Annotated in this window: 14 protein-coding genes; 5 read left to right on the top strand and 9 right to left on the bottom strand. The window is 58.9% G+C overall.

What is annotated here, in order from left to right; genetic code table 11:
- Positions 1-5: 5 nt before the first annotated feature.
- The 9 genes from priA to JMN37_RS00375 form a co-directional block, all read right to left on the bottom strand.
- A complete protein-coding gene (gene priA / locus JMN37_RS00415) occupies positions 6-755 on the bottom strand; it encodes a bifunctional 1-(5-phosphoribosyl)-5-((5-phosphoribosylamino)methylideneamino)imidazole-4-carboxamide isomerase/phosphoribosylanthranilate isomerase PriA (protein ID WP_071572488.1) in 750 nt (249 codons plus the stop codon).
- 44 nt (positions 756-799) lie between these two features.
- Positions 800-1,453 (bottom strand): imidazole glycerol phosphate synthase subunit HisH, encoded by a 654-nt coding sequence (gene hisH, locus JMN37_RS00410; protein ID WP_083290915.1) that lies wholly within the window; start codon positions 1,451-1,453, stop codon positions 800-802.
- 11 nt (positions 1,454-1,464) lie between these two features.
- Positions 1,465-2,691, bottom strand: a complete 1,227-nt coding sequence (locus tag JMN37_RS00405; protein WP_083290931.1) for an MFS transporter — start codon at positions 2,689-2,691, stop codon at positions 1,465-1,467.
- 76 nt (positions 2,692-2,767) lie between these two features.
- Positions 2,768-2,944, bottom strand: coding sequence for a CG2302 family histidine operon protein (locus JMN37_RS00400; RefSeq protein ID WP_168156151.1), 177 nt, complete (start codon positions 2,942-2,944; stop codon positions 2,768-2,770).
- Positions 2,945-3,547, bottom strand: coding sequence for an imidazoleglycerol-phosphate dehydratase HisB (gene hisB / locus JMN37_RS00395; protein WP_070478835.1), 603 nt, complete (start codon positions 3,545-3,547; stop codon positions 2,945-2,947). It lies immediately after the preceding gene.
- On the bottom strand, positions 3,537-4,667 hold the full coding sequence (locus JMN37_RS00390) for a histidinol-phosphate transaminase (RefSeq protein ID WP_252930774.1): 1,131 nt from the start codon (positions 4,665-4,667) through the stop codon (positions 3,537-3,539). Before JMN37_RS00390 ends, hisB begins: the two co-directional genes overlap by 11 nt.
- Before the next feature lie 2 nt (positions 4,668-4,669).
- A complete protein-coding gene (gene hisD / locus JMN37_RS00385; protein ID WP_252930773.1) occupies positions 4,670-5,983 on the bottom strand; it encodes a histidinol dehydrogenase in 1,314 nt (437 codons plus the stop codon).
- 132 nt (positions 5,984-6,115) lie between these two features.
- Positions 6,116-6,649 carry a hypothetical protein gene (locus tag JMN37_RS00380; protein WP_252930772.1) on the bottom strand — a complete coding sequence of 178 codons (534 nt, stop codon included), beginning with the start codon at positions 6,647-6,649 and terminating at the stop codon, positions 6,116-6,118.
- On the bottom strand, positions 6,640-7,329 hold the full coding sequence (locus JMN37_RS00375; RefSeq protein ID WP_070362246.1) for a hypothetical protein: 690 nt from the start codon (positions 7,327-7,329) through the stop codon (positions 6,640-6,642). Before JMN37_RS00375 ends, JMN37_RS00380 begins: the two co-directional genes overlap by 10 nt.
- 194 nt (positions 7,330-7,523) lie before the next feature.
- On the opposite strand from JMN37_RS00375, the gene JMN37_RS00370 reads away from it, so the two are divergent.
- The 5 genes from JMN37_RS00370 (at position 7,524) to treY (ending at position 15,033) form a co-directional block, all read left to right on the top strand.
- On the top strand, positions 7,524-8,093 hold the full coding sequence (locus JMN37_RS00370; RefSeq protein WP_252930771.1) for a TetR/AcrR family transcriptional regulator: 570 nt from the start codon (positions 7,524-7,526) through the stop codon (positions 8,091-8,093).
- Between the two features lie 63 nt (positions 8,094-8,156).
- Positions 8,157-10,340: a glycogen debranching protein GlgX gene (gene glgX / locus JMN37_RS00365; protein ID WP_252930770.1), complete on the top strand. Its 2,184-nt coding sequence runs from the start codon at positions 8,157-8,159 to the stop codon at positions 10,338-10,340.
- Positions 10,341-10,433: 93 nt separating this feature from the next.
- On the top strand, positions 10,434-11,837 hold the full coding sequence (locus JMN37_RS00360; protein WP_252930769.1) for an exonuclease domain-containing protein: 1,404 nt from the start codon (positions 10,434-10,436) through the stop codon (positions 11,835-11,837).
- A gap of 227 nt (positions 11,838-12,064) precedes the next feature.
- Positions 12,065-12,478 (top strand): hypothetical protein, encoded by a 414-nt coding sequence (locus tag JMN37_RS00355; protein ID WP_252930768.1) that lies wholly within the window; start codon positions 12,065-12,067, stop codon positions 12,476-12,478.
- 47 nt (positions 12,479-12,525) lie between these two features.
- A complete protein-coding gene (gene treY / locus JMN37_RS00350) occupies positions 12,526-15,033 on the top strand; it encodes a malto-oligosyltrehalose synthase (RefSeq protein ID WP_252930767.1) in 2,508 nt (835 codons plus the stop codon).

Here is a 15,033-nt window from a genome sequence, read left to right as displayed (position 1 = left end):
GCTGTTTACTCGCCCTTCGATACCTTTGCGACGGCCTCCAGCGCCTCACTCAGCGTGAAGCGCTTCTCGTAGAGAGCCTTGCCGATAATGACGGAGTCGATCCCTTCATCGGTATACCGGGCCACTTCTACAACGTCGTCGAGAGTCGCGATTCCGCCCGAGGCAGTAATCTGAGCGTCCGTCGCTGCGGCGACCTCCCGCAACAGTGCAACATTCGGCCCCGCTAGCGTGCCGTCCTTGCTCACGTCGGTCACCACGAAACGGCTGCAACCAGCGGCATCGAACCGCTCCAGAACCTCCCACAGATCACCGCCGTCGGACGTCCAGCCGTTCCCCTTCGTGCGCCACTCACCATCAGTTTCACGCACCGCGATATCAATCGCGATCTTGTCGCCGTAGCGCTCAATTGCCTTACAGGTCCACTCCGGATCCTGTAGCGCCGCGGTACCAATATTGACGCGCTTCGCTCCGGTGGCAAGGGCTCGCTCCAACGTGGCGTCGTCACGAATACCACCCGTGAGCTCGACAGCGATACCCAGCTTCGCAGTGATATCCGCCATCAACTCATGGTTCGAGCCACGCCCAAACGCAGCGTCCAAATCCACGAAGTGCAGCCACTGCGCCCCCTGCTCTTCCCAACGGCGAGCAGCCTCCAGGGGATCCCCGTAGCTCTTCTCCGTCCCGGCTTCCCCCTGGTCCAGCCGCACGGCCTGACCTTCAACAACATCAACAGCAGGCAACAAGGTAAAAGTCATGGTGCTCATCTTATCCAATCTAACTCAGCCAGGTTCGGCGCTCGCTACAGAGTCTTCACCCAGTTTTCCAGGAGATGAAGTCCTGCGTCACCAGACTTCTCAGGGTGGAACTGCGTCGCCCAGAGCGGACCATTTTCGACGGCAGCCACAAACTTATCTCCACCGTGCTCCGACCAGTGCACAAGTGGCGGCGCAATGAACTCATCCGCTTTCAGCGTCCATTCGCGAACGCCGTACGAATGCACGAAGTAGAAGCGCTCGTCTACATTAATGCCATCGAACATGCGCGAGCCGCCAACTATGTCGACGGTGTTCCACCCCATGTGTGGAAGCACAGGAGCCTGGAGCTTTTCAACGGTCCCCGGCCACTCTGCTAATCCAGCAGTATCAATGCCATGCTCGACTCCATGCTCAAAAAGGATTTGCATACCAACGCAGATACCCAGCACAGGACGACCACCTGCAAGGCGCTGTCCGATGATGCGCCCCCCTTGCATCGCCTGCAACCCACGCATGCATGCATCAAACGCGCCAACCCCCGGCACTAACAGGCCGTCAGCCTCCACCGCGATCGCCGGATCGGCAGTAACGCTGACGCGCGCACCAACTTGTTCTAGCGCACGCTGAGCGGATCGGATATTTCCTGCCCCGTAGTCGAGCAGCGCAACATGGGGTTGTGGCATGTCGTTAGCAGTCATGAAGATTAATTCTAGCGCCCGTTCCGCCGATAAAGGCGCGGGGGCTGAACATTTTTCAGTCGCACGGACAAGTTATTAACTTCGACGACGCGGTGCTTGCCCAGCTGCCTATCCAGCAACGTAATAACTACGCCAATAAGGATCACGGCCGCCGCAAGACCAAACATCGGAGTAAACATCATCATTGTCAGCAACATGCCGTACATCGTCGACCCCAGACCTGTTCCTCCGTCGAATGCGATATTCCAAATCGCAGAGGCCTCAGAGCTCTTCGAACGGGGCAAGCGATAGAACATCAAGGTGAGCGCCTCGTTCTGTACCGCGCCGAATCCAACACCGTAGATCAACGCTGCCAACGCCATCCACCACACCGGCAGATCAAGAAGCAGAATGAGCGCGATGAGAAAGACACCACCTGCAGCGATGAACTGGCACGGAATGAGAATGCTGCCTGGGTATCCCTTGCGGTCCATGACCTGACCCGCTGCGTACCGCGACAACATAGAAGCGAAGTTCATCACGCCCAGCATCACACCGCCAAGCGCCGCTCCCTTGGCCGGATCGAGATCGCGCATCGCCGCGGGAAGGAAATTAGTAATTGCACCATACGCTGAGGTGACGAACATCAAGGCCATGCCCGGAACAAACACAAGCCGCCACATCGGTACGTGCACGTGCGCCACGCTCAACTCATCGCGGTCCGCTTGTGGCACAGCTGGGATGAACATGCATGCCACCAACGAAATGAGGCCTACGCCCGCTGCAATGTAATACACCGCGTTATACCCAATGACGTTGACCAGGGCGAGGCCCGTCGGCAAGCCGACCATCTGAGACAAGCCCACCATGATGCCCAGCGTGCCGGTCGCCCGCCCCAGCAAGCGACGCGGTACCAACTCAGCGACGACGGCTGCCTCCGCTACCGTCAGCGCGCCAAACCCAACACCGCGGATCGCGCTCACAGTCAGCACTGTTCCGGCTTCCATTCCCAACGCGTAGGCGAACGCCGGAACACCCAAGAGCAAAGAAGACAGCCCCATAATCAGGCCAAACCCGAACTTGCGCAGCAGCGCAGGTGTCGCCATCTGTGTAAGCACTGTAGCGAGCATGAACACACCGGTGGTAAGCCCGGCCAGCGTTTCGGTTCCTCCTGCATCGAGCACCGCCGTAGGAATCACCGGCAGCAGCACCGCCCATGCGGCGAACGCTGCCATCACCGCGAGCAGAACGGGCTTCATGCCGCGTGCCTTCCAAACGCTCGAGACCGAGTTGATTTCCTCAACAGTAAGCGGTGTTGGTGGGAAGAACTTCAAACTACATAACCTCCATCATTGCCATGATCGCGAATGCGAGCGCCAGCGCAGTAGCCAAGGCTAACACTGCAGTCGGCACCCTCAATCCACGCTGGTACGTTGACCACACTCCGCCTGCGAGCACACCCGCCAACACGAAGAGGCCAAGCACTCCCATACTTGCTGGAATGCCTCCCACCTATAACGCACCCTTTGTCGACGGCACACCCGTAATCTTTGGGTCTGCATCCACTGCAGCTCGCAAACTGCGGGCCACAGCCTTGAATTCGGCTTCCGTAATGTGGTGCGGATCGCGACCATAGCGCACATTCACGTGCAAGGTCATTCGGGAGTTATACGCAAGCGTCTCAAAGAAATGGCGATTTATCACCGTGGCGTAGTGCCCGCCGATGACCTGCCAATCCATATGCTCCGGCTCACCGTTCATCACAAAGTACGGACGCCCAGACAGGTCTACAACTGCCTCAACGAGCGTTTCGTCCATCGGCAACAGCATCGAGCCAAAGCGGCGGATGCCACGCTTGTCCCCGATCGCATCCAGCAGGGCCCACCCGAGCGTGATGGCGGTGTCTTCCACCGTGTGGTGGGCATCGATCTCCGTGTCGCCTTTCGCCTTCACCGTGAGATCGAAAGCACCGTGCGCCCCGAATGCGGTGAGCATGTGATCGAAAAACGGCAATCCGGTGTCAATGTCAGTCACGCCTGTGCCGTCGAGATCGATGGACACAGTGATGTCGGATTCAGACGTCTTCCTGTGTGCGGTCCCTACCCTATTCGCCATGAAGTACCTTTCTTGCTGCCTCTAGGAAGGCATCGTTTTCGCTATCAAGTCCAACCGTCACTCGCAGGTGACCTGCGACGCCAACGTCACGAATGAGTACGCCACAGTCGAGGAACTGCTGCCACGCTGCATGGGTCGAAGTGGCGTCGCCAAACGGGCCGAAGAAGATGAAATTCGACGAGCTCGGCACAACCTTGTAGCCCATCTCTTCCAGCGCTGCTTGCACGCGCACGCGCTCCTGCGCCAACTTGTCAACCGTCGCGAGCGTGTCCCCGGCGTGCTTCAGCGCCACGCGTGCAGCGACCTGGGAGAGCACCGAGAGGTGGTACGGCAAGCGAACCAGCATGACGGCGTCGATAAACGCCGGTGCTGCAACGAAGTACCCTAGGCGCGCGCCTGCGAAATCGAACGCCTTCGACATCGTGCGCGACACAACGAGCTTCTCTGGATACGTTGCCAGCAGCGTCGTTGCGGACGGGGAATCCGAAAACTCAGCGTACGCCTCGTCAATAATCACGATGCCAGGTGCAGCCTGAACAATCTTTTCGATGTCTTCGAGTGCAGTCTCACCGCCAGTTGGATTGTTCGGCGTAGTGATAAAGATGACGTCCGGCGCGTGCTTTTCGACGGCCTGCACAGCCTCCTGCACATCGATATCGAAAGATTCGTTGCGATCAATCGGGATAAACTCGGTTTGCGTGCCCGCCGCAAGGATTGGGTGCATCGAGTAGCTAGGCACGAACCCCAAGGCACTGCGTCCGGGGCCACCGAAAGCTTGCAACAGCTGCTGCAAAATCTCGTTCGAACCGTTTGCGGCCCAAATATTGTCTTTGCTGACCTGGACGCCCGTCTGCTTCGACACGTATGCAGCCAAGTCTTCCCGAAGCAACACGGCGTCGCGCTCTGGGTAGCGGTTGAGCGACCGTGCCGCTGCTTCAACCTCGGCAACCAGGTCCTGAATCAACGCCTCAGAGGGCGGGTACGGATTCTCGTTGGTGTTCAGCGCGACAGGCACTTTCAACTGTGGGGCGCCGTATGGGTTCTTTCCTTGCAGCTCGTCGCGAAGTGGTAGCGATTCGAGCGTGACGCCCTTCGCGATCGTCGAAGGATCAGTAGACATACTTACTTAGCTCCGTTTCCTCGTGCCTTAATGGATTCACCGTGTGCAGGAAGCTGCTCTTCCGCAGCCAGCACCATGATGTCCTCAGCAATTTCCACCAACGCTGCCTTGTCGTACTCGATGAGATTGACAGGCTTCAGGAACGTCAGGGTGGACAGGCCGGGGTTGAAGCGCGCCGTCCCGGATGTCGGCAAGACGTGGTTCGAGCCAGCCGCATAGTCACCGAGTGGGACCGGTGAGTATGGCCCGACGAAAATTGCGCCCGCGTTTCGAACTCGCTCCGCAACCGCGCGAGCATCGCGCGTGTGCACCTCCAGGTGCTCTGCTGCGTAAACGTCTGCGACTGCGACAGCCTTCTCAATATCGTCGACCAGGATGATGCCGGATTGCTTACCGCCCAGCGCAGTAGAGGCACGCTCAGCGTTGAGCGTTTCCTTCGAGCGCTGCTCAACGAGTTGGCCGACTTCCTGCGCCAGGGCCTCTGAGTCGGTGATAAGCACACTAGCTGCTTGCTCGTCGTGCTCTGCCTGCGAAATCAGATCGAGCGCCACGTATTCCGCATTCGCGCTGGCATCGGCGATAACCGCGATCTCGCTTGGGCCGGCCTCCGCGTCAATGCCCACCGTGCCGTTGACTACGCGCTTCGCGGCAGCAACGTAGATGTTCCCCGGTCCGGTCACCATATCAACTGGTTCCAGCCCGTGGGCATCATCGCCGTACGCCAGCAATGCAATCGCCTGGGCTCCACCGACTGCCCACACTTCGTCGACGCCGAGCAGCGCGCACGCGGCGAGCGTCGTTGGGTGCGGCCATCCACCGAACTCCTCCTGAGGAGGAGTGCAGACCACCATGCTGTCCGTCCCCGCCTCCTGCGCAGGAATCACGTTCATAAGCACGCTCGAGGGGTACACCGCTTTTCCACCTGGAACATAAAGTCCCACGCGCGAAACAGGAATAAATGTCTCGGTGACAGTTGCGCCATTCGCAAGCGTCGTAGTGTGTGGCTGCGGCTTCTGTTCAGCGTGTACCTTGCGAATCCGCTCGATCGCGACTTCAAGCGCGGAGCGCAGCGCAGGATCAAGCTTGTCGACGGCCTCTTTGATCACCTCCGACGGCACCCGCACGGATGCTGGACGGATCCCGTCGAACTTCTCTCCGTATTCGAGTGCCTTTTCGGCACCGCCTACGCGAACCTCTTCAACGATCGGCGTAACTGCGGGAAGCACGGCATGGACATCAACGCCACCACGTGGCAGTGCCCTGCGAAGTTCGGCGGTCGTTGGGGTTGTCCCCCGGAGGTCGGTAACTCTCAGCATTTTCGTGTCTCCCAGATTCAACAAATGAGCACAATACGTACCGCAGCCATTGTATTCTCCGACAGGCGCGAAAAAGCTGTTCAGGCCAAAAAAGGCGTCACCCCAGAGCTTTCACCAAGGGAATAAGGTAGTTCACACTATTTCGGGGGTGTCGACTGCGCGGATCACCATCCTCGACCACGCGACGAGTCCTGTGACGAATGGCGCAAGGCACAACGCCACTCCCGGGGCAACTATCGGAAACACGCTTAAGCGTTGACCGTCCTGGAAGCCGTCTGCATGCTCAGGCAAAGCTGTGAGCCAGCCCGAGACCATTCCGCCAACCGCCAATACAACGTATCCGGCGAGCGCGGCAACGATGAGCTGCCAGACAAACCATGCGAGCTGGCCCCCGCCTCGACGCGCTCGACCCGCAGCACCGACAACCAACCCGACTACCAACAACACCACCGCTAGCCAGCCGAGTCCAGCAAACTGCGCATTCTGGATCGTTTCCGTTTCATCGATCATGAACGATCCATCCGACACAACGGTCACTATCGGGGGACGCAACCACGCCCACGCTGCCCCACCGATTACACCGCTGACAAGCCCAACGAAAAGCAGGCCGGCGCCAGCGTGGATCGTGGCGCGCGGCTTGGAGTCGAGCTGCTGTGCTAGTTGCACAGCTTCCAGCGACCGTCTTCGTGCGTGAAGAGCTGGGTCTGGGTCTTTTCACCCTCGGAGTTATTCGACTTCACTGTCGCCGAAGCATGGTTGCCATCAACGCGGACGTCGCTCAGGGAAATTTCGGTCTTCGGGATCTCAATCGCCTGACCGGCCTCTTCCTGCATACGGGCAGCCTGCTCAATCACCTCGAGGGAAACGCCTTGGCGCTCCATCTCTTCCAGTGCGGGTTCGGTGATCTTCTTACAGGAGTTATCCAAGATGACGCGCGTCCACTTTTCGAAGGACTCCGGGTTCGTCACCTTGCGAACCACTTCCTCCATTTCCTTGCGCTGCTCTTCGGTGCCTTCTTTACCGCCCTCGATTGGCTCGAAGGTTGGAACAGCGAACTCTCCGTCCTCAAACGGATTCGCAATCGTTGGGATCGCACCGGGCTCCCCTTGTGCCTCCGTCTGCTTTTTGTCGTCGGACTTCTTCTCGCCCTTTTCGTCCTTCTTCGGCTCTTCCTTCGCCGAATTCTCGGCCTTATCTTTCTCAGAAGCCGCCGAATTCGGAGCGCTGGCAGCGGTGGACAGTCCGCCGCCCGCGGTCTCGTCATCAGAGCCACACGCAGTCAATGACATTGCCAATGCAACAACGGCAGCTGCAGCAACCTTGGAACCAGTGGTGGAAATCCTCACGACGTATCTCTCCTTACAGCGACCAGCACAACGGTTGTACCCGGCCTGTTACGTTAAAAATCGTTGATGCCAATTTTAACCACTCGTTTCTGCTGGCCCAATTACGCTCCGGTACAAAGTATCTGAACACTCTCTGTGAACTCGTTGTAAACGTCCACCCCCTCTCCACCATGAGACAGGTAACATTGGCACACATGCACCTGTCCGTGGATCAGATCACGATCACTGCGATGGATTTACTCAGGTCATATGGCTTAGCCGATGTGTCAATGCGCAGGATCGCCAAGGAGCTCGACGTCGCACCGTCAGCGCTGTATTGGCATGTGGCAAGCAAACAGGACCTTGTGGCTCGCCTGGCAGAGCACATCGTTGCGCCCCTCACAACCTCCTCCTCACCAGCCACATCCACGAGTGAAGCAGCCAGAATGCTCCGTAACTGCCTGCTCAGCATTCGAGATGGTGCTGAGGTGACGGTCACAGCGGTAGGCAATCCGGAGTCTCCGATACACTCCCAACTCCAGCGCTTTTTCATCACATCATTGGCTATGGAAATCGAAGGGGCGTCGACACCTCAGCTCCGCGCAACCGCCGATGCTCTCCTACACCTGATCCTTGGCAGTGCCCTCGTCCAGCAAACTGAATCCCAGCTGGTAGCGGCTACGAATGCAAGCGAAACATTGCCACAATCACAGACCATTGAGAGGGACGACTCGTTCGCATTTTCCGTCGATCTCATCATTCGGGGGCTGCAAGCGGGCTGCTGATTGCCAGGCTGGTGAGGGTTTCGCAATGCGGGAACCCCCGGGGGTGCACTATGGTGATTCCTTATGATTCAAAGCTCTACTTCCCCAAAGCCCGCGAACGATATCGTCGTGTGGCCTGGTTCCCCATACCCGCTAGGTTCTACCTATGACGGTGCCGGAACAAACTTCACGCTCTTTTCAGGAGTTGCGGAGAAGGTTGAACTTTGCCTTATCGACGACGAAGGCGCCGAAACTCGCATCGAACTTGAAGAGGTAGACAACCACGTGTGGCACGCCTACCTTCCAGGAATTACACCTGGACAGCGCTACGGCTACCGCGTCCATGGTCCGTGGGATCCAGCGAACGGCAAGCGCTGCGACGCGAACAAGTTGCTCGTCGACCCCTACGCGCGCGCTTTCGACGGCGAGTTCTCACAGCATTCTTCGCTGTTTTCCTATGACATCAACGCAGACGCTCCCGGAACGGGCCGCAACGAAGAAGACTCGCTGGGCCATACGATGCTCTCTGTCGTCATCAACCCGTTCTTCGACTGGGGCGATGACCGCGCACCACGCATCCCGGATGAGGAAACCGTCATCTACGAATGCCACGTCAAAGGCATGACCCAGACGCACCCTGACGTACCCGAAAACCTCCGCGGCACCTACGCAGGCATGGCACACCCAGCAGTGGTCAATTACCTCAAGGATCTGGGTGTGACGTCTGTCGAGCTCCTGCCTGTCCACCAGTTCTTGCAGGATGGGCGTCTGCGCGACCTTGGTCTGCGTAACTACTGGGGCTACAACACCTTTGGATTCTTCGCCCCCGAGAACAACTACGCAGCTGCTGCGCAGCCGAGCGACGCCGTCGCCGAGTTCAAGGGCATGGTGCGGGCGTACCACGAGGCAGGCATGGAGGTCATCCTTGACGTCGTGTACAACCACACTGCTGAAGGCAACCACCTCGGCCCCACCATTGCTTTCCGCGGCATCGACAATGAGGCCTACTACCGCCTGGTGAACAACGACAAGTTCCACTACATGGACTACACAGGCACCGGAAACTCATTCAATGTGCGCGACCCTCACTCACTGCAGCTCATCATGGACTCTTTGCGTTACTGGGTCACTGAGATGCACGTCGATGGTTTCCGTTTCGATCTAGCTTCGACCCTTGCACGCGAGTTCTCTGACGTCGATCGTCTGGCAACATTCTTCGACCTGGTCCAACAGGACCCGGTAGTCTCCCAGGTCAAGCTGATCGCCGAGCCGTGGGATGTCGGCGAAGGCGGCTACCAAGTTGGTAACTTCCCTGCGCTGTGGAGCGAGTGGAATGGTAAGTACCGCGACACAATGCGAGACTTCTGGCGTGGTGAACCAGCGACACTTGGTGAGTTCGCATCGCGGCTGACCGGTTCTTCGGACCTGTACCAGCACAACGATCGCCGCCCGACTGCGTCAATTAATTTCATCACTGCACACGACGGCTTCACGCTCAATGACTTGGTTTCCTACAACCACAAGCACAACGAAGCGAACGGCGAAGACAATCGCGACGGTGAAAGCCATAACCGTTCCTGGAACTGTGGCGTCGAGGGCCCGACGGATGACCCCGAGGTGAATCAGTTGCGCGCCCAGCAGCGTCGCAACTTCTTGACGACGCTCCTGCTCTCCCAAGGCACGCCCATGATCTCCCATGGAGACGAGCTGGCCCGTACCCAGGGTGGCAACAACAACGTCTATTGCCAGGACAACGAGATTGCGTGGATGGATTGGACACAGCTCGACGACAGCGAACAGCTGCACGAGTTCACCAAGCGCCTGATCGCTATCCGCAAGGCCCACCCGGTCTTCCGCAGGCGCCGGTTCTTGGAAGGCGGCGCGCTGGGCACGGATGCTGTCGACCGCGAAATCGCCTGGTTGGTGCCGTCCGGCGAGCTGATGACGCAATCCGACTGGGACTTCGCGTTTGGCAAGGCACTGATGGTTTACTTCAATGGCGACGCCATCGCAGAACCGGATGCTCGCGGTCAGCGTGTGCGAGACGATTCATTCATTCTGATGTTTAACGCCCACTACGAAGACATCGAATTCACGCTTCCTCCACAGGAGTTCGGATCAAGCTGGGAGGTGCTCATCGATACAACTGAGAAACTTGGCTACCCGGCGAGCACGCTGACAATCGGCGCCTCGGAGACCACAGTCGTCCCGGCGCGCTCTACAGTTGTGCTGAAGCAGGTAGGTGCCCCGGTTCGCGAGGACGCCTAACTCCAGGGGCTTGACCGCCGTCAGTTTCATGTCCGGTGGGTGAGTAGTATGTGTGCTACCCGCCTACCGGATTTTTGATTGGAGCCATACGCTGTGATTACTGCTTGCCGTGCGACGTTGAGTGTTTCGAATACGGAGCTGGTCGTCACCCCAACCCCCTTGGAGGCGGCGCTGGCTGGTTCCAGCGAGCCCACGCGCATTCCGATAGAGGCAATCACAAAGGTTGACTTGACCGAAGGCGATGACTGGAGCACGGGCACCGTCAGTATCACGTGTAGCGACATCGTTGTAAACGTTGTTTTTGCGCCTGGCGCGGGCGCTGCGATGCGCGAGCTCGAGGATGCTATTTCTGCTGCACAGCGTGGCGACGCCCCGACGCAGGACGCGCAGCGAAGCGGTTCAAGCGGTTTTCCTGGCTTTGATTTCGTTGCGTTTGATGTGGAAACTGCCAACCAGAGGTGGGGTTCTATCTGTCAGATCGGTGCGGTGAAAGTCATTGATGGTGTAGAAACTGACCGCGTTTCTTGGTTGTGTATGCCTCCGGAGCAGTGGGCCGAGTTTGACCCCCACAACGTCGCTATTCATGGGATTCGTCGGGAGGACGTGGCAGACGCACCAAGTGTGGCTGACTGTATTGCGCAACTTGTCGAGTTCGCTGGTTCCCTCCCCCTTGTGGCTCACAATGCGCATTTTGATAGCACTGCGCTGTTTCAAGCTGCTGGTGCAGTCGGGATGGATGCGCCACAGGTGCTCTTCGCATGCTCGTTGGCGCAGGCACGCTCGTGCGACCTTGATGTTGAGAACCACAAGTTGCCCACCTTGGCGTCTCACTTCGGCGTGCCGCTGGAGCAGCACCACGACGCCTGCGCGGATGCTGCAGCCTGTGCGGGCATCATGGTTGGCCTGGCCCGTCGGGCGCACTACCAGGGTTCACTTGTTGGGTTTGTCCATGACGCTGGCTTCACTTTGGGCTCGATCGATTCCCATCGGGTGACTCCAGTGCTCAGGGACCGATCCGGCGCGGGCCGTGCACTGCAAGCAGAAAGCATCGCCAAGGGAGGCATGCAGGCAGCTGCCGCTGCAGTTCCTGCACCTGCTGGAAGCAACCAAGCGGGCCCCTCTAGAAAGAGCACACAGAAGCAGAGCAAGGGTCGCAAGCCAGCTCCGTGGCAAGCGGTGGCAACCCCGGACACGGTGCCAGAACCGGCGCTCGATGCTGATGCTTCCTCGCCATTGTTTGGGCAGCACGTCACGCTGACCGGTGAGTTTTCTCCATTTGATAAGGGTGCGCTGTGGCAAGGCATTGCTGCTCAGGGCGGCCAGGTGGGCAAGAACGTGACGAAGAAGACCACCATCCTCGTTGTTGGCGAATGGGGGTCAATGACCTCGAAGGAAAAGCGGGCTCGGCAGCTTATTGAGCAGGGCCAAGACATAGCAATCTGGAAGGCCGATCAATTACTGGATGCCCTAGGATTGAACGAGCAACCACCGTTTTAAAACTTTTTGGGAACCATCGGCGGGTTTGAACGGTCTAAGTACATATGACTACTCATATGCCCGCTCCGTGCGCCCCTTCAATGCTTGTACCCATTTTCCCCCGTCTGGCCCGACGTTGTGAAGTCACGTCGAGTTCTTCGCGTGCGTGGCTCACGCCAGGTTTCGGGGCTTCGACCGCTTACATCAGTTTGGCGCCCGGGTTGGTGTGCGTCTTTGACTCAGATTCGGTGGAGGGCCTGACGCACCAGTCCATTGGCGCGATGGGCTTGACGGTCCACCAGGCGTGGAACTCAGCTGCGCGCATGCTGAGCACCGATCTTCTCGAGGGCCGAGTGATCTTGGACTACCTGCCAGCGGAAAACTCGCTAGGGTTCGGAGCACCGAAGGGAGTTCAGGTGCAAAGCTCTGCTGGGTATGCGGCGTCTTGGCTCGCTCACCCGCAACTCTTCTCGACGCTCTATGCTCACGTTGATCGCGTACTCATGCCGCACAACGAATTGCTGTTCTATTCCCGCGATCAGCAAGAACTCTTCGTCTTCGACGCCACCTTGGAGGAAGTTCTGGCGTTCGCCAATCCGGAGCACGTCATGCGCTATTCGGTTGGCTTCCCTCTCTCTTGTGATTCTCGCGTCCGCAGCTAAGTGCGTCTTGAGCTACTAGGGTGGCTGGTAACTTCAAGGAGGACGTATTGCAAGCCCCAATTACATCAACCTACCGTCTCCAGCTGCGTGGCCCACAAGCCGATCCGTCGGGTCGCGCGTTCGGCTTCGACCAGGCAGCGCAGTGTCTGCCCTATTTGGAGTCACTCGGTATTTCCCATGTGTACCTCTCTCCTATCTTGCAGGCACTGCCGACATCGAATCACAACTATGACGTCACTGACCCGACTGTGGTCAACCCGGAACTGGGTGGACTAGCAGGCTTCCGGCGCTTCGTGGAGGCAGCCAGAAAACTCAACCTTGGCGTGATCATCGATATCGTGCCGAACCACCTGGGTGTCGCTTCCCCGCAGCTCAATAGCTGGTGGTGGGACGTTCTCAAGCATGGTCGCGACTCTGAGTACGAGCGCTACTTCGATATCGATTGGCACGCTGACAACGGGGCGGGCGGGAAGCTCGGCCTGCCGATCTTCGGGAAGGAACACGACGAAGATGCTCTCACGCTGCGCTATTTAGATCAGGACAACCCCGAAAGCGGCATCGTGCTGGCCTACTACGACAACGTATTCCCACTCAAGCCAGGCACCTGCTCTTCCCTCGACGACGATCCGAAGGAGGTCTACGAGCGTCAGTCCTACAAGCTGATGTTTTGGCGCGACGGCATCATTTCTTATCGCCGATTCTTCTCTGTCAACGGGCTTGCGGGCATCCGACAAGAGGACCCCGCGGTCTTTGAACACACGCATGCGATCATCCGCCAGCTTGTGGCTGAGGATCTGATTGACGGCGTCCGCGTCGACCACCCGGATGGACTCACGGATCCTTTCGGGTACTTGTCACGGCTTCGTGATGTTGTTGGTCCCGATCGCTGGCTGGTCGTCGAGAAGATCTTGGAGGCCGACGAGCCGCTCGACCCACGCCTGCGCGTCAACGGCACAACTGGCTACGACGCGCTTCGCGAGCTCGACGGCATCTTCGTTAACCAGACGGCCGAGGATACACTCAGTATGCTCGCACTGCGCCAATCGGGCTCCACGTGGGATCAGGCGGCGCTTGATGCCGCGGCGCTACAGCTCAAGCGTGAGGTGGCAACGCACGAGCTTCAGGCGGAGGTTCGCCGTCTTACGCGCGCTATTCGGCGCGATAACTTTTCGACGGCCGGCTCCGCCGTCTCTGACGAAATCCTCGTTGACACCGTCATTGCATTAGTCGCAGCCATCCCCGTCTACCGCGCCGATTACCGATCACTGTCCAGGATTACCGCGACGGTCGTTGCCGATATGGCGCAGCGCTTCCCTTCCCGGCGCGACGCCCTCGACCTCATCGCGGCTGCCCTGCTCGCTGAAGGTGAGGCAAGCACCCGCTTTGCGCAGGTGTGTGGTGCGGTCATGGCGAAGGGGGTCGAAGACACGTTGTTCTATAGGGCGAACCGGTTGGTGGCGCTGCAGGAAGTAGGCGGCGCTCCTGGCCGCTTCGGAGTGGGCGCGGCGGAGTTTCACCTGCTACAGCAAGAGCGTGCTGAGCTGTGGCCGCAGACGATGACGACGTTAAGCACCCACGACACGAAGCGTTCCGAGGATACGCGCGCGCGGATGCTGGAGATCGCCGAAGTACCAAACGCGTTTGCGGAGTTAGTGAACACGACGACAGCGCTGTTGCCTCCGCCAGACCACGCCACGGCGCATTTCTTACTGCAGAATATCGTGGGGGTTTGGCCTGCGGATGGGATTGTTACGGAGTCGCTTTCGCAGCGGCTGCATGATTACGCGATCAAAGCAGTGCGTGAGGCAGCGCTGCATACGAGCTGGTTCGACGCTGATGAGGCGTATGAGCAGCAGGTGCTCGATTGGGTAAACGCAGTGCTGGCGGGGCCTGCAACGTCACTGATCACGGACTTCGTGTCAACCATCCATGAGGGGGCGGTCGCAGTAACGCTGGGGCGTAAAGTTCTCCAGCTTGCCGGCGCTGGCATTCCTGATACCTACCAGGGCATGGAGTTCTTCGAAACGACGCTTGTCGACCCAGATAACCGAAGCTTCATCGACTACACCGCACGCACGCAAACGCTGCACCGGTATCTCGATGCACGGCAGCAACCGCAGTTCAATCTGGGTGACTTCTTGGGCTGCGAGCAAGACGGTTCGCCGGGCCGGTCCTGGCCCGGCCTATCCGAGTCTGTTGACGCCGCCAAGCAGCTGGTTATCCGTGAATGCCTTACGGCACGAAAGACCACGCCGACCTTGTTTACCGAGGGGAAGCACCGCGCGGTGTTTGCGGTCGGCCCATCCCAGCAGCACTTTGTCGGATTCGCTCGTGAGCACCGGGATACGGCCGAGATTGGTGTGATTGCGGTTGCAACCCGAAAGCCCCTTGAACTTGCGCGCCGGGGTGGCTGGGAGGACACCACACTGACGTTGCCGCAGGGCTCCTGGTTCGAGCGGTTCACCGGTAGAGAGTTTCACGGCACAGTCCCGGTCGGAGTCCTGCTCGAGTACCTTCCTACTGCGCTGTTGGAGCGTCGAGAGGCCGTCGAATAG

The sequence above is a fragment of the Corynebacterium lipophilum genome (assembly GCF_024102595.1).
In the GTDB taxonomy this organism is placed as follows: domain Bacteria; phylum Actinomycetota; class Actinomycetes; order Mycobacteriales; family Mycobacteriaceae; genus Corynebacterium; species Corynebacterium pseudogenitalium.
Note: the sequence above shows the minus strand (reverse complement) of the source record. Positions and strands in the feature narration are given on the sequence as shown.